The organism is Rhizobacter sp. (genome assembly GCA_019635355.1).
Classification (GTDB): Bacteria; Pseudomonadota; Gammaproteobacteria; order Burkholderiales; family Burkholderiaceae_C; genus Rhizobacter.
The window spans coordinates 3,284,402-3,305,787 of the sequence record JAHBZQ010000001.1 but is presented as its reverse complement, the minus strand read 5'-3'; the positions used below and the strand labels follow the sequence as shown (position 1 = coordinate 3,305,787).

Below are 21,386 nucleotides of genomic sequence, written 5' to 3'. Positions count from 1 at the left end.
GGGCCGATGACAGGCGGCGGATGTTGCGGCAATTCGGTGCCCGTGCCGGCAACGCGGCTACTGCCCGAGCGGGAAGCGTTGCACCAGCCGGAAGGGCCGGCCGGGCGCGGGCTCCACGAAGAGGCAGACCGCATCGCACACCAGCGGCTGCGCGAGCGCGCGGGCGAAGTGCCGCTCGGCCTCGCGCTGCAAGGCGGCGCGCAGGCCCATGTCATGCGGCAGTGAATCGGTCAGCGTCATGTGGAAACGCCAGCGCGCCAGCACATGCGGGTAGCCGTAGCGCTGCAGCAGGTCGTGCTGCTCGTCGTCGAGCCGCAGCTTCAGGCGGCGCTGGGTTTCGTCGGGCGTGGGTGGCGCGCGCCAGGGGTCGAGCTGCACCACGCAGTCGTCGGCCAAGCGGTGCAGCGGGTGGCTGCGCGAGAGCGGCTCCACCGGCAGCAGCGCGAGGAAGCCGCTCAGCCATTGCACCGACAGGGACGGCATGGTGAACGAGGGCGTGCGCTGCGCAAGCCTCGCCAGGGTCTCGTGCAGGCTGGTCTCGTCGCGCCCTTCGGCCAGGCGGATGGGCGGTTTCAGCGTGGCGTGGAAGCCGTAGCGCCAGGGCTCGCGCACATGTTCACGCTGCGGCACGGGCGCCTCGGGCGCCGACGGGTCGCGCTGCAGCCACTCGCAGCCGGCACGCCAGAGGGGGTGCGTGGGCGGCGGGGCGAAATACACGGCATGGCGCATGGGACTCATGTCTCCAAAGCATCTGGCTCGACGGTGAGCTGTACCGCGTCTGCGGCAAACAGCGTGCGACCCGCCTCCACCGGCAGGCCCTCGCCGTCGACGTTCACATAACGCACCACCAGCACCGGCTGCGTGACGGGGCGTGCCAGCGCGTCCGCCTCTTCCACCGTGGGCAGGCGGCAGGAGACCACGCTGCGTTTGCGGGTGTAGTCGGGCACCCCCAGGGCGCGCAGCGCAGCGGTGACGCTGCCGTGCTGCGCGAGCGCCTGCACCATGCCCTCAAGCCGCGGCAGCGGGTAGGCCGAGGTGGCGAGGTTGATCGGCCGGCCGCGCACCGTGGCGCGGGTGTAGAGCAGCTGCACCTTGGCACTGGCGGCCACGCCGAGGTCGCGCGCCCATTCGCCGGCGCGCACCACCTCGTGCGCCATCAGCTCGCGGTCGGCCGTCTCGCCTGCGGCGGCCAGGTTCTGCGAGAGGCGGGTGCGGCGCTGGAGTGCGTAGTCGAGAACCAGCTCGCGCACGTAGGTGCCGCTGCCGTGCGCCACCCGCACGAAGCCTTCCTGTGCCAGCGCCTGCACCGCCTGGCGCAGCGTGTGGCGGTTCACCGCGAAGCGCGCGGCCAGCGTGGCCTCGTTGGGCAGCTTCTGGCCGGGGGTCAGGCGGCCTTGCACGATGTCGTCCCGCAGCTCGGCGGCAATGGCTTCCCACCGGCGCACGGGGGCGGGGGTGTCGGGGCTGTCGGCGGGATGGGACGAGGCGTTCAGGGTCATGTCAAAAAGCTGTCACGGGTGGAGCGCTACAGTCGGGGCATTCTAAAGTCATCTAGATGACATCGACATGACCTCGACACCTGATTCTCTACGCCAAGCCTGGCTCGCCGTGCTGGCCCTGGCCCCGCGCGACGCGCTGGCCCGGCACGCCGCGGCGCGGGTTGCCGAGCACCGCTTCGAGTGGCTGCGTGAGCCCGAGACGGGCCTGGCGATGGTGCGTGGGCGCATCGCCAACCGTGGCGACCGGTTCAACGTCGGCGAAGCCACGCTCACCCGCTGCATCGCCCGCGTCACGCTCGGGGGCCACACCACGGCGGGTGTCGGCCATGTGCTCGGGCGCGACGACGAGCGGGCGCGCTGGATCGCGCAGCTCGACGCGCTGCTGCAGCAGCCCACGCTGCACGACACGCTGCAGCGCGAGGTGATCGCGCCGCTGAAGGTGGCACGCGAGCAGGTGCTGGCGGCCGAGCGTGCCCGGCATGCGGCGAGCCGTGTGTCGTTCTACACACTCGCGCCGGAGGGGGCCGCACCATGAACGCCAGAGCCGACCTTCTCGCCAACATGCCGCGCGGCTTTGCCGACGCCACGCACGATGCGCAGGCCGTCTTCCGCGCGGTGCTCGACGCCCTCTCGCGCCCCGGCCGCCTGCAGACGCTTGCTGCGAGCGACGGCCTGCAAGCGCCCGCGCCGCTCTCGCGCGGCTTGACGGCCGTGCTGCTCACGCTGCTCGACGCCGAGACCTCGCTGCACCTCGACGGCCCGCTCGCGAGCGATGCCGCCTGGCTGTACGCGCGCTTCCACACCGGCGTGCAGCCGGCCGCACGCGAGGCCGCCGATTTCGTGGCCGTGCGCGCCGCCGAGGCGAGTCTCGAAGGCTTGCGCCTGGGCACCGATGAAGCCCCGCAACACGGCGCCACGCTGATCGTCGACACCAGCACGCTCGCCGGTCAATCGCTGGTGCTCAGCGGCCCTGGCATCGAGCACACGCAGCGCATCGGCCTGTGCGGACTCTCCGTCGAGTTCTGGCAACGGCGTATCGCGCAGGAGCGGCTCTTCCCGCGTGGCGTCGATCTCTTGATCGTCTGCGGGTCGCAGCTCATCGCGGTTCCGCGCTCGACCCACATCACGATGGAGACGACCTGATGTACATCGCCGTCAAAGGCGGTGAAGCCGCCATCGAGGCTTCGCGCACCCTGCTCGCCACCGCGCGCCGCGGCGACCCGGCGGTGCGCGAGCTCGAAGTCGCGCAGATCCGCGAACAGCTCGGCCTCCTGGTCGACCGGGTGATGGCCGAAGCCTCGCTCTACGACCCCGAGCTCGCCGCGCTCGCGCTCAAGCAGGCGCGGGGCGATGCGGTCGAAGCGATCTTCCTGCTGCGCGCCTACCGCACCACGCTGCCGCTGCTGGCCGCCACCGAGCCGATTGACACCGCCCGCATGCAGGTGCGACGCCGTGTGTCGGCCATCTTCAAAGATCTGCCGGGGGGGCAGCTGCTCGGGCCGACGTATGACTACACGCAGCGGCTGCTGGATTTTTCGCTGGCGTCCGTTCCCCAACCCGTTCGGGCTGAGCTTGTCGAAGCCCCGCTCGAAACCGGCACGAGCCCTTCGACAGGCCCAGGGCGAACGGAGGGCGGGGTGCCCCACGCCCTCGACACCCTCATCGCCGAAGGCCTGGTCGAAGCTACCACCCCGAGCGACGGCGACCCCACACCGCCCGACATCACGCGCAACCCGCCCGTCTTCCCGCTCCCACGCAGCGCCCGCCTGCAGATGCTGGCCCGTGCCGACGAAGGCTGGGTGCTCGGCATGGCCTACGCCACGCAGCGCGGCTACGCGCACAGCCACCCCTTCGGCGGCGACATCCGCTTCGGCCAGGTCGAGGTGGAGATCGTGCCCGACGAGTTGGGCTTCCCGGTCGTGGTCGGCGAGATCGAGGTCACCGAGTGCCAGATGATCAACCAGTTCGAAGGCTCGGCGAGCGTGCCGCCGCAGTTCACCTGCGGCTACGGCCTCGTCTACGGCCACGGCGAGCGCAAGGCGATGGCCATGTCGCTGGTCGACCGCGCGTTGCGGGCCGACGAGTTCGGCGAAGACATCACCGCGCCGGTGCAACAACAGGAGTTCGTGCTGCCGCAAGGCGACAGCATCGAGGCCTCGGGCTTCGTGCAGCACCTGAAGCTGCCGCACTACGTGACCTTCGAGTCGGAGCTTCAGCTGATCCGCAAACTGCGCGAGGAGTTCGCGAAATGATGCAGGGCTACAACTTCGCATACCTGGATGAGCGCTCCAAGCGGATGATCCGGCGCGCCATCCTCAAGGCGGTTGCCATCCCGGGCCATCAAGTCCCGTTCGGGTCCAGAGAAATGCCGCTCGCCTACGGCTGGGGCACCGGCGGCATCCAGGTGACGGCCGCCATCCTCGGCCAGCACGACGTGCTCAAGGTCATCGACCAGGGCAGTGACGACACCACCAACGCCGTCAACATCCGCCAGTTCTTCGCGCGCACGGCCGGCGTGCAGACCACCGAGCGCACGCGCGAGGCGAGCGTGATCCAGACGCGCCACCGCATCCCCGAGGCGCCGCTCGGCGAGCACCAGGTGCTCGTCTACCAGGTGCCGCAACCCGAGCCGCTCTACAAGCTCGAAGCGCGCCGCAGCGAAACGCTCAAGCTGCACGCCTGCGAGGAATACGGCCTCGTCAATGTGAAGCTCTACGAAGATCTCGCGCACTGGGGCCGCGTGGAGACCACCTACGACTACCCCGTGCTGGTGAACCAGCGCTACGTGATGTCGCCCTCGCCCATCCCGAGCTTCGACAACCCCAAGATGCACCGCATGCCCGCGCTACAGCTCTTCGGTGCCGGCCGCGAGAAACGCATCTACGCCGTGCCGCCCTACACCGAGGTGAAGAGCCTCGACTTCGAAGACCACCCGTTCACCGTCGAGCCGCACGGCCACGCCTGTGCGCTGTGCGGCTGCACCACGAGCTACCTCGACGAAGTGCTGCAGGCCGGCGGCGAGCGCCTGTGGACCTGCTCCGACACCGACTGGTGCCGCGAACAACAAGAAGCGAAGGAGGCCACCGATGCCCGCTGAACTCGACGTGCGCGAAGCCAAGCGCACCGACATCCGCACGCTGATCGACCTCTACACCGCCGCCGGCCTCGACACCCGCGGCCCGCACGACGAGGCCGAGATGCGCATGAACTGGGACCGCATGCACACCGCCGCGCCCGGCGTGCGCGTTTTCATCTTCTCGCTCGCCGGCCTGCCGGTGGGCACCTACACGCTCTTCATCCTGCCGCTGCTCGCGCACAACGGCGCGCCCGAGGCGATCGTCGAAGACGTGGCGGTGCACCCCGAGGCGCAAGGCCAGGGCATCGGCCGCCGCATGATGGAGCACGCCCGCGAGCTGGCGCGCGAGGCCGGCTGCTACAAGCTCGCGCTCTCGTCGAACCAGAAACGCGTGGAGGCGCATGCCTTCTACGAGCGCCTCGGCTTCGAGCGACACGGGTTCAGCTTCGTGGTGACGCCATGACCGCACCGCTTCTGAAGGTGCAGGGCCTGCACCACCAGTTCCCCCTTGCACGCCGCTTCGCGGTGGAGGACGCGAGCCTCGAATTGCACCCCGGCGAGGTGATCGCCCTCGTCGGCGAGTCGGGCTCGGGCAAGAGCACGCTGCTCAACTGCATCGCCGGCCGCCTGCAACCCACCCGCGGCCAGGTGCTCTACACCGCGGCCGACGGCGAGGTGCTCGACGTGCACCGCCTGACCGAGCGCGAGCGCCGCCGGCTCGAGCGCACCGAGTGGGGCCACGTGCAGCAGGACGCGAGCCTTGGCCTGCGCATGAACGTGAGCGCCGGGGCCAACATCGGCGAGCGCCTGATGGGCCAGGGCCAGCGCCACTACGGCGAGCTGCGCAGCACCGCCACCGAGTGGATGCAGCGCGTGGAGCTGCAACCCGAGCGCATCGACGATTCGCCTCGTGCCTTCTCGGGCGGCATGCGCCAGCGCCTGCAGATCGCGCGCAACCTCGTCACCCGCCCGCGCCTGGTGTTGATGGACGAGCCCACCTCCGGCCTCGACGTCTCGGTGCAGGCCCGCCTGCTCGACCTCATCCGCCTGCTGGTGGCGCGGCTGCACCTCTCGGCCATCATCGTCACGCACGACCTCGGCGTGGCACGGCTGCTCGCGCACCGCACGCTGGTGATGCGCGAAGGCCGCATCGTCGAGCAGGGTCTCACCGACCGGGTGCTCGACGACCCGCAGCACGCGTACACGCAGCTGCTCGTCTCTTCCGTGGTGGCCCCATGACGATGCTGCAGATCGAATCGCTTTCCAAACACTTCACCTTGCACCTGCGCGGCGGGCTGGAGCTGCCCGTGCTCAAGCGCGTGTCGCTCACCGTGCAGCCAGGCGAATGCGTGGCCCTGCTCGGCGCCTCGGGCCAGGGCAAGAGCACGCTGATGAAGTGCCTCTACGGCAGCTACGGCGCCAACAGCGGCGCCATCTGGTTCGACGCAAGCGAAGGCCGCGTCGACATCGCGCAGGCCACGCCGCAGCAGATGCTCGCGCTGCGCCGCAAGGACATCGCCTACGTCAGTCAGTTCCTGCGCGCCGTGCCGCGCGTGCCGGCTCTCGACGTGGTGGCCGAGCGCTGGCTGCAGGCCCGGCCCGCACTGGATGCGGACGACGCCCAGGAAGAAGCGAGAGACGAAGTGCGTCGCCTCTTCACGCGCCTGAACCTGCCCGAGAGCCTGTGGACGCTGCCGCCCGCCACCTTCTCGGGCGGCGAGCAGCAGCGTGTCAACATCGCCCGCGGCTTCATCGAGCCCGCCCGGCTGTTGCTGCTCGACGAGCCCACCGCCTCGCTCGACGCGGCCAACCGCCGCGTGGTGATCGAGCTCATCCACGAAGCCCGCGCCGCCGGCACCGCGGTCGTCGGCATCTTCCACGACGAGGAAGTGCGCGACGCCGTGGCGAGCCGTTGTGTCGCCATCGCACCAGCGCCCCACCCCGTTCGGGCTGAGCCTGTCGAAGCCCCTCTCAGCCATGCCGTCATGCCCTTCGACAAGCTCAGGGCGAACGGGAACCCGTGCACCCCATGAACGACCTCATCCTCACCAACGCCCGCATCGTGCTCGCGGGCGAGCTCGTGCACGGCAGCGTGCGCGTGCAAGATGGCCAGATCACCGACATCACGCCTGGCGCCACCGCCGTGCCCCAGGCCCACGACCTCGATGGCGACTTCCTCCTGCCCGGCCTGGTGGAGGTGCACACCGACAACCTCGAGCGCCACGTCACGCCGCGCCCCAAGGTCCACTTCCCCATGCTCGGCGCGGTGCAGGCGCACGACGCCGAGGTGGCCTCGGCCGGCATCACGACCGTGCTCGATGCCATCGGCGTGGGCGACCCGTATGACGAAGGTTTTCGCTCCAAGGACCAGAGCGAGCTGCTGCACGTGCTCGACCGGCTGGATGACGCCGGCCTGCTGCGCGCCGACCACCTGATCCATGTGCGCTGCGAGCTGCCCGCGCACAACGCCCGCGCGCTCTTCGAGCCCTTCGCGAAGCACCCGCGCCTGCGCCTCATCTCGCTGATGGACCACACGCCCGGCCAGCGCCAGTGGAGCGAGATCGAGCATGCCCGCACCTACTACACCGGCAAGAAGGGCTGGAGCCGCGAGCAGTTCGAGGCCGAGGTGCGCATCGCGCCCGAGCGCCAGCAGAAATACGCCATGCCCAACCGCGCCTGGTTCACCGACTTCGCGCACACCCACGGCGTGGCGCTCGCCACGCACGACGACACCACCGTCGAGCATGTGGACGAGGCCAAGGCCTTGGGCGCCAGCATGAGCGAGTTCCCCACCACCCTGGCCGCCGCGCAGCGCGCCAAGGCGCTGGGCCTCAGCACGGTGATGGGCGCGCCCAACGTGATCCGCGGCGGTTCGCACTCGGGCAACGTGGCCGCGATGACGCTGGCGCGCGAAGGCGTGCTGGATGCGCTGTCGTCCGACTACGTGCCGTCGAGCCTCTTGCGCGCGGCGTGGCAGTTGTCGGACGACGCGGGCTTCAGCCTTCCCGACGCGGTGAAGGTCGTGACGCGCAACGCCGCTCGCGCGGTGGGCCTGCACGACCGCGGCGAGGTCGCCCCCGGCCTGCGCGGCGACCTGCTGCGCGTGCGTGTGCTCGGCCGCCAGCCGCTGGTGCGAGAGACCTGGGTGCAGGGCCGCCGCGTGGCCTGACGAGAAACGAGCGCCTTCAGTCCGCGGGCAGCTTGGTCGAGACCGGCGCGGTGTCTTTCGCCGCCGCTTCCTTGGCCGCTGCCTGCGCCGCCCGCTGCGCCTCACGCTCCAGCGCCGCCCGTTGCCGGCGCCGCTCGTAGCGCAAGAGGGCCGAGCGGGCCCACGCGGTGAGGTCGCGGTTCGAGAACGCGAGCACCTTGAGCCGCAGCGCGATCGACATGGTCACGATCGCCGGCAGCACGATGGGCCCGGCGATCACGCCCATCCACTGCCGCATGTTGTGGAAGAGTGCACCGGCCCGTGGCGTGTAGTACTGCCACAGCCACACGCCGCCGCCGATCCAGCCGAGACCCAGCAAGGCATTGCTCGACAGTGTGCGCGACGACTGCGGGATGTACCCGAGGGTGAAGTTCCACGCCAGCCGCGCCATCGTGAGCAGCAGCACCACGGTGATCGCCAGCATGAAGAGCGAGCCCATCGTCACCATCACCGAAGCGGCCGAGCGCTTCTGCATGCCCGCGAAGAGCACGTGCTGGCCACGCTCGAGATCGTCCATGCAGGCATCGCGCGCGTCGGCCAGGTGCTGGGCCTGGTCGCTCGGCAGCTCGGCGGGGGCGGCCTCGCTCATGGTGCGCCAGAGGGCCGTCATGTCGGGCGGGCAGCCGGCGGGGATGTCGGGGCGGCCGGTGGCGCTCTGGTGGCCGGCGAGGAAAAGCAGGTGCGCTTCGGTCGCCGCGAAGTCGTCGAGGTCGGTGCGCAGCGCGCGCAGGTGCGGCCACCAGTCGAGGCCGCTCGGCTGCGGCACCGGGTCGCGCAGCGAGATCAGGGTGCAGTTGCGGGCGCGCAGCACGTCGCCGCGGGTCTGCTCCATCATCAGGTCCATCGCACGCATCGGCGTGGCCCAGCCGTCGATCGGCTGCATGGGCAACACCGGCGCCGAGGCGTCGATACAGGTGGCGTGGCCGAGCGCGAGGTCGAACTCGCGCAGGCCGTGGTTGTCGAGCACGCCGCCGTCGCCCAGGTAGAGCTCGCCGCAGCGGATGGGTTCGAAGACGCCGGGCACCGCGCTCGACGATGCGAGCGCGCGCGGCAGCGGAATGTCTTTCATCGTGAGGTAGCTCGCGTCGGGCTGGCGCGGCAGGCCCTTGTCGCCCAGCACCACCACGCAGCGGTTGCCGCGCGCGTAGTCGGAACAGGCGATGCGCCACTCGGGCAGCGGCGCGGGCCAGAGGCCCGTCGACGCCACCTTGTGCAGCGCGCGCAGCCAGCGCCGGTTGATGCGTGCCATGGCCTGCGAGAAGCCGAACTCGTTGCGCACCAGGCCGCTGCTCAGCGCTCGCACCGAAGCCAGCGCGCGCAGCCGCGGGTTGTGCCGGCTCTTGCGAAAGAGCGCCTGCTGCGCGCGCAGCGCGCATTGCGCCAGCGCGTCGTCGCTCACCGCGCCTTCCCGCGCCACGGCCAGCCACTCCTGGAGGAAGAAGCCCGCCGCGATCGAGCCGCCCGAGATGGTGACCAGCATCTTCAGCTCACGCAGCCGGCCCTGCGTGGCCAGCGCATGCAGGGCGCCGAGGTGGAAGAAGGCCGCGCGGAAGCCGCCGCCCGAGAGCGAGAGCTGGTGGATGGGCCCGCCAGGTGCCGAGGTGGCGTGGGCAGTGTCGGCGGGCGGAACGAGGTTGGTCATGGAGCGGCGCGCAGGATCGGGCAGGACGGCACCCACTGTACCGAGAACGCCCTGGCAAGATGCGCCGTCACGGCCACTCGGAAGGATGACGGATGAACCTCACGGACATGCAGGCGGCGCTGCGCCACTTCGCCGCCGAGCGCGATTGGCAACCGTTCCACACGCCGAAGAACCTGTCGACCGCACTGATGGTCGAGGCCGCGGAGCTGGCCGAGATCTTCCAGTGGATGACGCCGGAGCAGTCGCAGCAGGCGAGCCTCGACCCCGAGCGCAAGACCCGCATCGCCGACGAGCTGGCCGACGTGCTGCTGTACCTGCTGCAGGTGGCCGACCACTGCGAGGTCGACCTCGCGCGGGCCACCGCGCACAAGCTCGCGCGCAACGCCGAGCGCTTCCCGCCCGTGCGGACGATCCCCCGCCCCTCGCCCGCCCACGCGGTGGCGCCGGGCGTGCACGTGCTGCTCGACTACGAGAACGTGCAGCCGACGGAAGCCGCGCTGCGCGCCCTGGTGCCCGACGCGAGCCAGGTGTGGGTCTTCCACGGCCCGCACCAGCGGCAGGTGGAGAAGCACTTCGCCGGCTTCGGCGATGCGGTGACCGCCGTGCCCATCAGCAAGGTCGGCAAGAACGCGCTCGACTTCCACCTGTCCTTCTACGTCGGCTACATCGCCTCGCGCAACCCGCTGGCCACGCTGGTGGTGATCGCCAACGACAAGGGCTACGAGCCCATGCTCGCGCACGCGCGTGACCTCGGCTTTGCGGCGCAACAGCTGGGGCACACCAGGGCGAAGCGCGCCGTGGCGGCGAAGGCGCCGGCCGCGAAGAAGACGGTGGAGAAGAAGGCCGTGGCGAAGAAGGCGCCTGCGAAAGTGGCGCCCACGAAGGCCAGCGCCAAGACAACGACCCCGGCGAAGAAGGCGCCGGCCAAGAAGGTGGCAGCCAAGAAGACGACGACGGCGGCGCCGCCACCATCCCCTGCGGCGAAGAAAGTGGCACCCACCAAGAAGACGGCCGCCACCAAGACGAAGGCCCCGCCGGCCGCCAAGCCGCCCGCCTCGAACGAGGCCGCGACCCTCAAGCACCTGAGCCAGAGCCTGCGCAAGATGGGCGACGCGCGGCCGACGAAGGTGAAGTCCTTGTGGCGGCTGTTGAAGTCGCTGCTCGGCGCCGAGGCCACCGACGATGCGGTGGAACAGGCCCTCACGCGCCTGACCAGCGAAGGCCTGGTGCGGGTCAACTCGGTGACCGGCGTGTCCTACCCGCAGTTCGCGGCGCCGGAGGCAGAGGCCTCGCGCGGCGCGGGCCGGCGCTAGTCAGTCGAGACGCCGGTTCAGCCGCGTCGCCACCGCCAGGGCGACGGCGGCCGACGCGACGAACACCGCTGCGACCAGCGCCCAGTCGGCCGCGTGCAGCGGCCGCAGGTTCAAGAGCCGGCTGAGCAGCGGCCACTGCACGAGTGCGCCGAGCGAGGCCAGCGTGCCCACCACGAGCCATCGTGCGGTGGCCCGGCGCAGCCGGGTGAGGCCGGCCGTCATGCCGGCGCTCGCCACCAGCAACACGCTCAGCGCCATGGCGCGTGCGTGTTCGACGTCGCGGTCTGCGCCGAGCGCGTGCAGGTAGCTCCACACCACCGCCACGCTCAAGAGACCGCCGACGAGCACGATGGCCAGCCACCCGCCGGCCGAGAAGAAACGCGCGCCACGCTGGCGCCGCACCGGGGTGAGCGGGCCCGCGGCGGGCAGGTCCTGGAAGGCGAGCATCGCGGTCGGGTGGATCACGAGCTCCAGCCACACGATGTGCACCGGCAGGAAGAGCAGCGGCAGCCCCATCAGCGGGATCGCCGCCGCGCCGATCACGAGCGGCAGGTGCACCAGCAGCAGGTACGCAAACGCGAGCCGCAGGTTCTGGAAGAGTTGCCGGCCTTCGGCCACGGCGTCGACGATGGTGCGGAAGTTGTCGTCGAGCAGCACCACTGGCGCCACCTCGCGGGCGCTGCGCGTGCCGCGCTCTCCCATCGCCACGCCGATGTCGGCCATGCGCAGGGCCGGCACGTCGTTCACGCCATCGCCCGTCACTGCGACCAGCTCGCCTTGCGCCTGCAGGGCCTGCACCAGGGCGAGCTTCTGGGGTGGCGTGGCCCGCGCCACCACGTGCACGCCGTCCTGCTCGCGGAGAACGGCCGCCGCGTCGTCGTCGGGTGAGAGCACGATGACCTGTGGCGCCGCGCCGCCGAGCCCGATCTCGCGCGCGATCGCCGCCGCGGTGGCCGGGTGATCGCCGGTGACCATGATGACCCGCATGCCCGCGGCGAGGCAGTCGGCGACGGCGTCGCGCACGCCGTCTCGCACCGGGTCTTCGAGCGCGAGCAGGCCGGCGAAGGTGTAGCCGGTGTCGGGCTCGCGGTCGATCGAGGCGTCCGTGGCCAGGCTTCGTGTGGCGCAGGCGATGACCTTGTGGCCCGTGCGGGCGAAGCTGTCCACCTCGGCGAGCCAGGCGTTGCGGTCGTCCTCGGGCAGGGCGCAGGCCGCGAGCACGGTCTCGGGGGCGCCCTTCATGAACGCGGTGGTGTTCGCACCGTCCACGCGCAAGACCACCGTCTCGCGGCGCCGCGCTTCGGTGAACGGGAAGTCGGCCAGCCGCGTGGCCGGCGGCAGCGGGCCGGCGGCGGCATGCAGGGCCAGATCGAGCGGGTCGCCGCTGTCGGGCCGCGAGGCGAAGGCGGCGGCCTGCCGCAGCGAGGCCTCGGTGAAGCCGCTCGCGGGGGCCTCGTGGGCCAGCACCAGCGAGCCGGCCGTGATGGTGCCGGTCTTGTCGGACACGATGCAGCTCACGCGGCCGATGTTTTCCACCGCCACCGCGCGGCGCACCAGCGCCTTCTTGCGTGCGAGCCGGAACACGCCGACACCGAGGAAGAAGGTGTAGACGACCGGGAACTCCTCGGGCAGCGCCGCCACGGCCAGCGTCACCGCACTGAGCAGCGCATCGATCCACCCGTGGCCGTGCCACAGCCGGATCGCGGCCAGCACGCCGCACATCACCACGGCCACGCCCACGAGCACCGCCACCAGCTCGCCGATCGCCTTCTGCAGCGGCGTGGCCGCGTGGCCGCCTTCGGTGGCGGAGCGCACGATCTCGCCGTAGCGCGTCTCGCCGCCGATGTAGACGATGCGCAGGCGGGCGGTGCCCGTCAGCAGGCGCGTACCGGCGGTACCCCAGTGCGCTTCGGGGACGTCGGCCGAAAGGGCGGCGGGGGCGAGCGCCTGCTTGGCCACCGGCAGCGACTCGCCGGTGAGGGTCGATTCGTCGGCCTGCAGGCCGCTGCCCTCGACCAGCAGGCCGTCGGCGGGAAAGTACTCGCCAGGCGTCACCTCGGCCAGGTCGCCGGGCACCAGCTCGCGCGACGCGATCTCCTGCCACCGGCCGTCGCGCAGCACGCGTGCGGTGCTCGCCAGGCGGCTGGCGAGCCCGGCCGACGAGGCCGACGTGCGCCGGTGCAGGTAGGCGTCCATGCCGAGCAGCGGGGCCAGCGCGGCCAGGAGCGTGAGCGACTCGGTGAGCTGGCCCAGCAGCGCGAAGAGGCCGGCCGTGAGCACCAGGAACCACAGCATCGGGTCGCGCGCCGTGTCGCGCGCGACAGCCCGCCAGCCCCCGGCCGCCGAGGCCACGATGTCGTTGAAGCCGTGGCTGCGCCGGGCCTCGACCTGGGCGCTGCTCAGGCCGTCGGCAGCCGACAGCCCGGCCAGCCGCTCGAGCGGGACGTCGCGCCGGCTCATCGTGTGCCGCGCGCCCGTGGCATCGGCAGCGCGGCCGGGGTCGGTGCAGGCAGTGGAACGGTGCTCATCGAGGCTCCTCGCCTCGCGGGGCGTCGAGATGACCCGGCCGAGGGCGGGTCCGATTCTGGGGCCGGGGCGCCGGGGGCGCTTGTGCTGCGTCAATCACGTGTTCGGCATGCCCTCATGCCGCCAGCAAACCCCCGTCGATCGGCAGGGCATGCCCGGTGATGAAGCTCGTGGCGTCGGAGAACAACCACGCCACCGCTTCCGCCACTTCGGCCAGCGTGCCCACGCGGCCCGCCGGGTAGAGCGCCTTCACCTGCGCCTCGCGTTCAGCGTTGCCGCCGAAGATCACCTCGCTCATCGAGGTCTCGTCGACGATGCCGGGGCACACCGCGTTGATGCGCAGGCCCTGCGCGGCGTACTCCAGGGCCGCGGCCCGGGTGAGGCCGACCACGCCGTGCTTGCTGGCGATGTAGGCCGCGCCGACGAGGCGGTTGGCGTACAGGCCGGCCACCGAGGCGTGGTTGACGATCACGCCGCCACCCTGCGCCAGCATCAGCGGGATCTCGTGCTTCATGCAGCGCCACACGCCGGTGAGGTTGACGTCGATCACGCGTGACCAGGTGGCCTCGTCCTGCTCGGCCGAGGCGAGGAAGAGGCCTTCGAGCACGCCGGCGTTGTTGAAGGCGCCGTCGAGGCGGCCGTGCAGCCGCACGATCTCCTGCAGCGTGGCCTGCACCTGGGTGCTGTCGCGCACGTCCATGCGGTGGAAGCTCGCGCGGCCACCGGCCTCGCAGAGCGCGAGCGCGGTGGCGAGGCCGGGCGCTTCGTCGATGTCGGCGATGGCGACCACGGCGCCGCGGGCGGCCAGCACCTGCGCGGTGGCGCGGCCGATGCCGGCGCTGCCGCCGGTCACGAAGATCACCTTGCCGGCGAGCGGCCGGGTGGCGGGAAGAGGCAGGGGGTGGAGGCTCATGGTCGTGTCCTGTGAAAAGAAGGTGGCGCAAGGCTAGGCACGCGAGGCGGCCACGTCCTTCGGCTGACCTGATCGTTTGCTGATGGCGCGTCGGCCCCGACGCGAGATCAGCAAAGCATCAGCGCCCGCCAAGGACGGGCGCGCCCGCGCTGCCTACGCTGACCCCACTGGTTCAACGAAGGCCCTCGCGGGCCACCTCACGGGTCATGACCACCCTGCACCCCCACGTCGTCCGGCGCGTCGGCATCGCCGCCAACGCCGCCGAACTCGAAGCGGCGCTGATGCGCCTGCGTGCCGCCGAAGGCCGCGTGCCGCAGGCGCGCTGGCTGCACTCCTACGCGGTGTGCGAGCCCGACGGGCGCTTCGGCCTCGCCTGCGTGTTCCAGGCTGACGAGGCGGCCACGCTGCACCGCCATGCCGAGGCCTGTGGCTTGCCGGCGCACGAGGTGCTGCCGCTTGCGCACACGCTCTTCGAGCAGGCCTTTGCGCCCACCCGCGTTTACCTCTTGCGCCGCCGCCATGCGTGGCCGCCGGGCACCGACCTCGACCGCCAGGGCGCCGTGGCGCGCCGCGTGGCCGAGGCGGTGATCGGCCGCGAGGTGAGCTGGCTGCACAGCCACGTGGTTCGCGAAGCCGACGGCTGGCTCGGCACCGTCTGTCTCTATCAGGGCATCGACGCCGCGGCGCTGGCTCGCCATGCCGCACGCGCCGGGCTGCCGGCCGACGAGATCGTGCCGGTGCTCGGGCGCGTGGTGGTGCGCGATGCGTCGCGCGCCGCCGCCTGAACGCTGCACGGAGCGCTGCACGGATCAGGAAACGATCAGCCCACGCAGAGGACTCTTCGGCCCCCGATTTCTACGATTTCCCCCATGGCATCACCTGCCACAACCGAACGGCCGCGACCCCGCAGCACGGCCAGGAGGTTCCCACCGCTGCGGGACTCTCTCTCAATGGAAGACACCATGAAACGCTATCTGATCGAACGCCACATCCCCGCCGTCGACCGCATGAACGCCAAGGAGCTGAAGGACGCCTCGGCGACCTCCAACGCCGCGCTGGCCAAGCTTGCGGGCAAGGTGCAGTGGGTGCAGTCGTATGTGGTCGAAGACAAGACCTTCTGCATCTACCTCGCCGACAAGGAAGACCTGGTGCACGAGCACGCCCGCCTGAGCGGCTTCCCGGCCAACAAGGTGACCGAGGTGCGCACCGTCATCGAGCCGATGACCGCCATCTGACGGCCCACGTCGCCGCCCGGTGCGCCGGGCGGCTTTTTTCTTCCTCCTCTTTTCCGGAGCATTCGACATGGGCCTGCTGATTGCGCTCTATGGTGTGGCCGCCTACGCCATCTTCCTTGCCACCTTCGTCTACGCGGCGGCGTTCACCGGCAACGTCTTCGTGCCGAAGACCATCGACGTGGGCCTGCCGGCCTCGGCCAGCGGCGAGCCGCTCGGCGTGTCGGTGCTCGTCGACGTGTTGCTGCTTGCGCTCTTTGCCGTGCAGCACAGCGTGATGGCCCGCCCCGGCTTCAAGCGCTGGTGGACACGCCTCGTGCCCAAGCCGGCCGAGCGCGCCACCTTCGTGCTGCTGGCGAGCCTGGCGCTCGTCCTGCTCTTCGCCCAGTGGCGCCCACTCGGCGCGGTGGTGTGGAACGTCTCCAGCCACCCGGCCGGGCTGGTGCTGAGCACCGCGGTGTTTGCGCTCGGCTGGGTGCTGGTGCTGGCGAGCACCTTCCAGATCGACCACTTCGAACTCTTCGGCCTGAAGCAGGTGTGGTGGCGGCTCACCGGCCGACGCGAGCCGGCGGTGCAGTTCCGCACGCCGCTCTTCTACCGGCACGTGCGGCACCCGATCTACCTCGGCTTCATCCTCGCGTTCTGGAGCACGCCGGTGATGACGGCCGGCCACCTGCTCTTCGCGGTGATGACCACGGGCTACATCCTCGTGGGCATCTGGTTCGAAGAGCGCGACCTGGTGGCGCAGTTCGGCCAGCGCTACCGCGACTACCGCGAGCAGGTGGGCATGCTGTGGCCGCGCCTGGGGCGCCGGGTGCGGGGCTGGGTGCGGCCATGAGCGGGGCGCTGGCCCCGCCGGGAGAGTTCTGTTGGCTCGACCTCGCGGCCAGCGACCTCGCCGCGGCCAAGCGCTTCTACGCCAACGCCTTCGGCTGGAGCTTCCACGAGCGCTCGGCCAACGGCGGAAGCTTCACGCTGTGCCAGGTGGGCCGGCACGCCATCGCCTCGCTGTACCCGCTGCGCCGGGTGCAGCTCGCGCAGGGCGTGCCCTCGCACTGGACGCCCTATGTGCGCGTCGACAGTGTCGACGACAGCGCGCGTCGCGCCGTCGCGCATTCGGGCCGTGTGCTGGTGGCACCGTTCGACGTGCAGGGCATGGCGCGCATCGCGCTCATCGAAGATGCGGTGGGCGCGCTCGTCGGCCTGTGGCAGACGCTGCCCGGTGTTGCTTGAAGCACTGCCCGCCGCACCCGCTGCGGCACAATCTGCCGGCCCCTGCGAAGGGTTCGGCCAGCTGCTGCGATGGTGCCCCGTGACAGACGCGACGACCTACCGTTTCGGACCCTGCGAGATCGACGAAGCCCGGCGCTCGCTCACCGCGCACGGGCAGGAGGTCAAGCTGCAGCCGCGCGTGTTCGACGTGCTGTGCTACCTGGTGCGCCACCGCGAGCGCGTGGTGCCGAAAGACGAGCTGCTCGATGCGCTGTGGCCCGGCGTCGTGGTGGTCGACAACGCCTTGCAGCGCGTGGTGAGCCTGGCCCGCGGCGCGCTGGCCGACGCTGGCCTGGGCGACGCGGTGCGCACCTACCCGCGCCACGGCTACCGCTTCTGTTACGACGACTGCCCCGACGACGACCCCGCCTTGCCTGACGAGCCGCTGGCCGAGACCAGCCTCGCCGCGGCGCGCGCCGCCACCGAGCGCAGCGACTGGGCCGCCGCCTGCGAGATCTACGCGGCGCTCGATGCAAATCAACCCTTGCCGCCCGACGACGTGGAAGAGTGGGGCCGCGCCGCCATCTGCGCCGGCCTGGGCCCGAGCGTGGGCGCCGCCCTCGAACGCGCTGTGGCCCAGCGCGACGCCGACGGCGATGCGCTCGGCGCGGCGCGCGCCACGCTGCTGCTGGTGCAGATCCGCATCGACCACAAAGAGGGCGCGATGGCCCGCGGCCTGCTGCAGCGCGCCTCGCGCTACCTCGACGGCCAGACGCACAGCCGCGAGCGCGGCCATTTCGCGTGGATGGCGAGCCGCATGGCCATCGGCAGCGGCGACCCCGGCACCGCACTCGCGATGGCCGACGAAGCCTGCACGCTCGGCCGCCACCTGCGCGACCCCGACGTCGAATGCCTCGGCCTCGTCTACCGCGGCCATGCGCTGATGGCGCAGGGCGACGTGGCGGGCGGCCTCGCGCAGCACGAAGAGGCGGCGGCCGTGATCCGCCTCGGCGGCGTGCGCTCGTGGGTGGCCGGCTGGGCGTTGTGCTCCATCCTCTATGCCGCCCGCCACCGCTGCGACTGGCTGCGTGCCGCGCAGTTCGCCGATGCTTTTCTCGACTGGAGCCGTGCGAGCCGCATGCCGGCCTTTCCCGGCACTTGCCGGCTGCACCGTGCCGCGGTGCTCGGCGTGCAGGGCGAGCTGGAGCAGGCCGGCACCGAGGTGCGGGCCGCCGCGGCCCTGCTTGCCCACGCCGCGCCGTGGGCCGAGGGCGATGCCTACTGCGTGCTTGGCGACATCCAGACCAGCCACGGCGACTTCGCCGGCGCCGAGGCCTCGTTCCGGCAGGCCCATGCCTTGGGCTGGGACCCGCAGCCCGGCCTCGCCCGCCTGCACCTGCTGACCGGCCGCGCGACGCTCGCCCGCAATGGCCTCGAGCGTGCGCTCGAAGAGACCGACTGGACGCTGCGCGAGCGCCGCGCTCACCTGCTGTGCCTGCTGGTGCACGCGGCCGTGGCGATGGGTGATGCGACGCGTGCCCGCGAGGCCTTGCAGCAACTGGTGGCCGACCCCGAGATGCTGGCCACCGAAGCCCTGAAAGCCATGCACTGCTGCGCGCAGGCCGAGGTGTGCGTGCACGAAGGCGAGTTCAAACCCGCCGTGGCCCGCCTGCGCCAGGCGGTGCGCCACTGGCGCGAAGTGGGTTCGCCCGTGGGCGAGGCCGAGACCCGCCTGCGCCTGGCCGAGTGCCTGCTGCTCGACCACGATCCGCTGGGCACCGAACTCGAGCTGTTCGCGGTGGAGTCGAACTTCGCCACGATGGTGGCCGCGCACGGCGCGCGCCTCGCCGCGCTGCGGCAGGCGGTGGGGCCGTCGGCGGCGGCCTGATCTGCAGGGCGTGTGATCCACCGCAAGCGCGCGCCGCAGCGGCGTGCCTACGATGCGCCGATGCCCCGCCGCCGTCACGCCCTTGTTCAACTGGCCGGCCTTGCCGCCGCCACGCTCGCTGCAACACCCTTGAAGGCGGCCTCCGGTGGGCCGCTGGCGCCGGTGCAACGCCTCGCCGCCGCCTGGCGCCTGCCCGACGGCAGCGTCGACGAGGTCGACCGTGTGGGCGTGCTCGAGGTCGACTGGGCCGAAGCGCGTGTGCGCATCCTCGCCGACCACCCGGCCCCGGGGCGCGCGCACGGGCTCTTCGCGATGCCCGATGGCGGCTTCATCGCCGTGGCCAACCGGCCCGGCCGCTGGCTGTTGCGCTGCGACCGCGAGGGCCGCACGATGCAGCGCCATGCGCTCGGCGACGACAAGACGCCTCACACGCTCGGTGGCCACGCCCTGCTGTCGGCCGACGGCCGCCACCTCTTCACCAGCGAGACCGATGCCGACACCGGCGAGGGCACGATCGGCGTGCGCTCGCCCGACACGCTGCGCCGCCTGGGCGGTTTCGCCAGCGGCGGGCTCGACCCGCACCAGATGCTGCTCGACGACGACGGCCAGCTCTGGGTGGCCAATGGCGGCATTCCGCGTCTGCGCGACGGGCGCAAGACTGCGATGGAGCGCATGGCGCCGTCGCTCGTGCGCCTGGCGACGGCGGATGGCCGCGTGCTGGCCGAGCACCGCCTCGACGATGCGCGCCTGAGCCTGCGCCACCTCGCCTGGGCGGCCGACGGCAGCGGGCGCCTGGGCGTGGCGCTGCAGGCCGAACACGCCGACGAGACACGCCGCCGCCGCGCGCCGCTGCTGGCGGTGCTCGACGCCCAGGGCCTGCACCTGCCCACGCGCGACCCGCAGGGCGAGGGGTATGCCGGCGACATCGCCGCCGCACCGGGCGGTGGCTTCGTGCTGAGCGGGCAGAAGGTGGGCCTCGGCCTCTGGTGGCACCCCGGCGCCGCCGCGCAGCTCACCCGCGTGGCCGAACTCGGCGAGCCCTGCGCGCTCGCCAGCTGGGACGACGGTCAGGGCGTGCTCATCGCCGCCCGCCGCGGCGTGGCGCGCTGGCATGCCACCGACGCGGCGCGCATGTTGCGCTGGCCGACGGCGATGGCGCCCGACAACCACTGGCTGCTGCTGGGCTGAGCCGGCCGCGGCGAGGTGACGCGGAACGCGGCTTGCTCCCTGGGTCGCATGGCCAGCCCCAAGCTCACGGTGCATGAAGTCGACGGCCAGCGCTGGGACGACTTCGCGCGGCTCTTCGAATCGAAGGGCGCGCCCAAGTATTGCTGGTGCATGGCGTGGCGCCACACCGCCGATGACGGCCCGCTGCCCGACAACGCCAGCCGCAAGGCGGCGATGAAGTCGCGGGTGGATGGCGGCGTGCCGATCGGGCTGCTGGGCTACATCGACGGCGAGCCCGTCGCCTGGTGTTCGATCGCGCCGCGCGCGAGCTACCGCCCGGTGGTGCGCGACGGTTCGTCGCACGAGGGCGTCTGGTCGATCGCCTGCTTCTACATCCGCCGTGAATGGCGCGGCCAGGGCCTCACCCGGCGCCTGCTCGCCGCGGCGCTGAAACACGGCCGCGCGCGCGGGGCGAAGGTGGTCGAGGCCTACCCGGTCGACGAAGACTCCCCGAGCTACCGCTACATGGGTTTCGTACCCCTGTTTGCCGACGCGGGCTTCGTCGAGATCGGCCGCGAGGGCTCGCGGCGGCACGTGATGCGGCGCAAGCTCAGGGCCGCCTCGCGGTCGCGCTAGAAGAGCGGCCCGGACCGCCGCACGTCCGTTGGACGCGGCCAGCAGCTTGGCTCCTGCTGGCCGCGCTCAGTAGAAGTAGCGGTACACGCCCCCCTGGAAGTAGCTCGTCGCGATGAACGCGCCGGGCGTGCCGAAGGTGCCCGGGTCGACCACCACGCCGCTCAGTTGCGTGAGGCCGGTCCACAGCTTGTAGGTGGGGCCGAGGCCGGTCTTGTGCACGAAGGTGAGCGAGTTGAGGCCGAGGCCGTTGACGATGCCGATTTCGGCCACCACGACCCAGTCGCCCTTGACGGTCAGGTCGTCCATCGTCTGGTTGATGGTGGTCTGGTAAAGCGGCAGCGGAATGCCCGCCGAGCCGTCGCTCCTGACCGGAATGCGCCACAGGTTCTGCCCGCCGACGAAGTAGACGTTGCCGTTGTTGACGGTCACGCCGTTGTTGAGCAGGTAAAGCGGTGAGCCGGGCAGCCACGTGGTGATGGTGTGGGCCAGCGTCAGCGTGTTGGTGATCTTGAGCTTGACGATGGCCGGCTTGGTGCCGAGCGGCGCCGAGGGGGTCATCAGCAGCGTGTTGCTGTCGAGCACCGCCATGCCGTTGTACCAAACGGGTGTGGTGAATGCCTTGCTCACGACTTCGTCGGCGGTGCTGCCGCTGGCCGCGGGCTTCACGCGGAAGAGCGCGGCGCGCTTGGGCGGCGCCAGCAGCGGGATGGCGGCCGTCTTGTCGGCCACGGTGCAGGCGGCATACAAGTAGGTGTTGTCCGCAGTCATTCCCGAGTAGTCGCACTGGTCGGCTCCGTATACGGTGGAGAGGAGCTCGCAGACCGTGAGACCCGTGCTCGCGTCGAGCCGGCAGTTGGGGCTGTTGTCGGCGGTCCGTTTGATCTCGTGGATGCCGTACTGGCCGCCCACGAAATAGCGGCCGTTGAGCAGGACGCCGCGCTCGGTCGATTTGAGCGTGGTGGGTGACACCAGGGTGTCGGCCTGGGCGGCGCCGGTGAGGCCGAGCACGAGTGCGCACAGCAGCAGCGATTTCGACAGGAGTTTGTGCATGACGGGTCCTTTGTTTGTCTCCGA

22 protein-coding genes are annotated in these 21,386 nt (G+C 71.4%); 16 read left to right on the top strand and 6 right to left on the bottom strand.

The genetic code is table 11. The features are described from left to right. Window positions 1-57: 57 nt before the first annotated feature. The gene (locus tag KF892_15095; protein MBX3626342.1) at window positions 58-729 is read right to left on the bottom strand and encodes a DUF1045 domain-containing protein; all 672 of its coding nucleotides are present in this window, start codon (window positions 727-729) and stop codon (window positions 58-60) included. Between the two features lie 5 nt (window positions 730-734). Further along, entirely contained in the window at window positions 735-1,499 is a 765-nt protein-coding gene (phnF, locus tag KF892_15090) for a phosphonate metabolism transcriptional regulator PhnF (GenBank protein MBX3626341.1), read from the bottom strand. A gap of 67 nt (window positions 1,500-1,566) precedes the next feature. On the opposite strand from phnF, the gene phnG reads away from it, so the two are divergent. The 8 genes from phnG to KF892_15050 are packed head-to-tail and all read left to right on the top strand — an operon-like array spanning window position 1,567 to window position 7,744. Continuing rightward, the gene (gene phnG, locus KF892_15085) at window positions 1,567-2,034 is read left to right on the top strand and encodes a phosphonate C-P lyase system protein PhnG (protein ID MBX3626340.1); all 468 of its coding nucleotides are present in this window, start codon (window positions 1,567-1,569) and stop codon (window positions 2,032-2,034) included. Continuing rightward, entirely contained in the window at window positions 2,031-2,642 is a 612-nt protein-coding gene (gene phnH, locus KF892_15080; protein ID MBX3626339.1) for a phosphonate C-P lyase system protein PhnH, read from the top strand. The genes phnG and phnH overlap by 4 nt, the downstream gene beginning before the upstream one ends. Beyond that, window positions 2,642-3,751 (top strand): carbon-phosphorus lyase complex subunit PhnI, encoded by a 1,110-nt coding sequence (locus KF892_15075; protein ID MBX3626338.1) that lies wholly within the window; start codon window positions 2,642-2,644, stop codon window positions 3,749-3,751. The genes phnH and KF892_15075 overlap by 1 nt, the downstream gene beginning before the upstream one ends. After that, window positions 3,748-4,596, top strand: coding sequence for an alpha-D-ribose 1-methylphosphonate 5-phosphate C-P-lyase PhnJ (locus KF892_15070; protein MBX3626337.1), 849 nt, complete (start codon window positions 3,748-3,750; stop codon window positions 4,594-4,596). Before KF892_15075 ends, KF892_15070 begins: the two co-directional genes overlap by 4 nt. Next, the gene (locus KF892_15065; GenBank protein MBX3626336.1) at window positions 4,586-5,038 is read left to right on the top strand and encodes a GNAT family N-acetyltransferase; all 453 of its coding nucleotides are present in this window, start codon (window positions 4,586-4,588) and stop codon (window positions 5,036-5,038) included. Before KF892_15070 ends, KF892_15065 begins: the two co-directional genes overlap by 11 nt. Continuing rightward, window positions 5,035-5,814 carry a phosphonate C-P lyase system protein PhnK gene (gene phnK, locus KF892_15060; protein ID MBX3626335.1) on the top strand — a complete coding sequence of 260 codons (780 nt, stop codon included), beginning with the start codon at window positions 5,035-5,037 and terminating at the stop codon, window positions 5,812-5,814. The genes KF892_15065 and phnK overlap by 4 nt, the downstream gene beginning before the upstream one ends. Then, window positions 5,811-6,608 carry a phosphonate C-P lyase system protein PhnL gene (gene phnL, locus KF892_15055; GenBank protein MBX3626334.1) on the top strand — a complete coding sequence of 266 codons (798 nt, stop codon included), beginning with the start codon at window positions 5,811-5,813 and terminating at the stop codon, window positions 6,606-6,608. Before phnK ends, phnL begins: the two co-directional genes overlap by 4 nt. Beyond that, window positions 6,605-7,744, top strand: coding sequence for an alpha-D-ribose 1-methylphosphonate 5-triphosphate diphosphatase (locus tag KF892_15050; GenBank protein ID MBX3626333.1), 1,140 nt, complete (start codon window positions 6,605-6,607; stop codon window positions 7,742-7,744). Before phnL ends, KF892_15050 begins: the two co-directional genes overlap by 4 nt. 16 nt (window positions 7,745-7,760) lie before the next feature. Here KF892_15050 and KF892_15045 read toward each other — a convergent pair whose 3' ends face one another. Beyond that, a complete protein-coding gene (locus tag KF892_15045) occupies window positions 7,761-9,425 on the bottom strand; it encodes a patatin-like phospholipase family protein (protein MBX3626332.1) in 1,665 nt (554 codons plus the stop codon). Window positions 9,426-9,517: 92 nt separating this feature from the next. On the opposite strand from KF892_15045, the gene KF892_15040 reads away from it, so the two are divergent. Beyond that, window positions 9,518-10,738 (top strand): nucleotide pyrophosphohydrolase, encoded by a 1,221-nt coding sequence (locus KF892_15040; GenBank protein ID MBX3626331.1) that lies wholly within the window; start codon window positions 9,518-9,520, stop codon window positions 10,736-10,738. Here KF892_15040 and KF892_15035 read toward each other — a convergent pair whose 3' ends face one another. Next, entirely contained in the window at window positions 10,739-13,198 is a 2,460-nt protein-coding gene (locus tag KF892_15035; GenBank protein MBX3626330.1) for a cation-transporting P-type ATPase, read from the bottom strand. Between the two features lie 181 nt (window positions 13,199-13,379). Beyond that, window positions 13,380-14,177 (bottom strand): SDR family oxidoreductase, encoded by a 798-nt coding sequence (locus KF892_15030; GenBank protein ID MBX3626329.1) that lies wholly within the window; start codon window positions 14,175-14,177, stop codon window positions 13,380-13,382. 206 nt (window positions 14,178-14,383) lie between these two features. Here KF892_15030 and KF892_15025 point away from each other — a divergent pair, with 206 nt between their 5' ends. The 7 genes from KF892_15025 to KF892_14995 all read left to right on the top strand — a co-directional run bounded on the left by KF892_15025 (window position 14,384) and on the right by KF892_14995 (window position 20,312). Beyond that, window positions 14,384-14,962, top strand: coding sequence for a DUF4242 domain-containing protein (locus KF892_15025; GenBank protein MBX3626328.1), 579 nt, complete (start codon window positions 14,384-14,386; stop codon window positions 14,960-14,962). A gap of 177 nt (window positions 14,963-15,139) precedes the next feature. Next, entirely contained in the window at window positions 15,140-15,412 is a 273-nt protein-coding gene (locus KF892_15020; protein MBX3626327.1) for a DUF4242 domain-containing protein, read from the top strand. 67 nt (window positions 15,413-15,479) lie between these two features. Further along, window positions 15,480-16,247, top strand: a complete 768-nt coding sequence (locus tag KF892_15015) for an isoprenylcysteine carboxylmethyltransferase family protein (GenBank protein MBX3626326.1) — start codon at window positions 15,480-15,482, stop codon at window positions 16,245-16,247. Further along, window positions 16,244-16,642: a VOC family protein gene (locus tag KF892_15010; protein ID MBX3626325.1), complete on the top strand. Its 399-nt coding sequence runs from the start codon at window positions 16,244-16,246 to the stop codon at window positions 16,640-16,642. The genes KF892_15015 and KF892_15010 overlap by 4 nt, the downstream gene beginning before the upstream one ends. 79 nt (window positions 16,643-16,721) lie before the next feature. Beyond that, window positions 16,722-18,509: a winged helix-turn-helix domain-containing protein gene (locus KF892_15005; protein ID MBX3626324.1), complete on the top strand. Its 1,788-nt coding sequence runs from the start codon at window positions 16,722-16,724 to the stop codon at window positions 18,507-18,509. A gap of 60 nt (window positions 18,510-18,569) precedes the next feature. Then, the gene (locus tag KF892_15000) at window positions 18,570-19,697 is read left to right on the top strand and encodes a DUF1513 domain-containing protein (protein MBX3626323.1); all 1,128 of its coding nucleotides are present in this window, start codon (window positions 18,570-18,572) and stop codon (window positions 19,695-19,697) included. Window positions 19,698-19,745: 48 nt separating this feature from the next. Then, window positions 19,746-20,312 carry a GNAT family N-acetyltransferase gene (locus KF892_14995; protein MBX3626322.1) on the top strand — a complete coding sequence of 189 codons (567 nt, stop codon included), beginning with the start codon at window positions 19,746-19,748 and terminating at the stop codon, window positions 20,310-20,312. A gap of 66 nt (window positions 20,313-20,378) precedes the next feature. Here KF892_14995 and KF892_14990 read toward each other — a convergent pair whose 3' ends face one another. Then, window positions 20,379-21,362 carry a hypothetical protein gene (locus tag KF892_14990; protein MBX3626321.1) on the bottom strand — a complete coding sequence of 328 codons (984 nt, stop codon included), beginning with the start codon at window positions 21,360-21,362 and terminating at the stop codon, window positions 20,379-20,381. Between the last annotated feature and the right edge of the window lie 24 nt (window positions 21,363-21,386).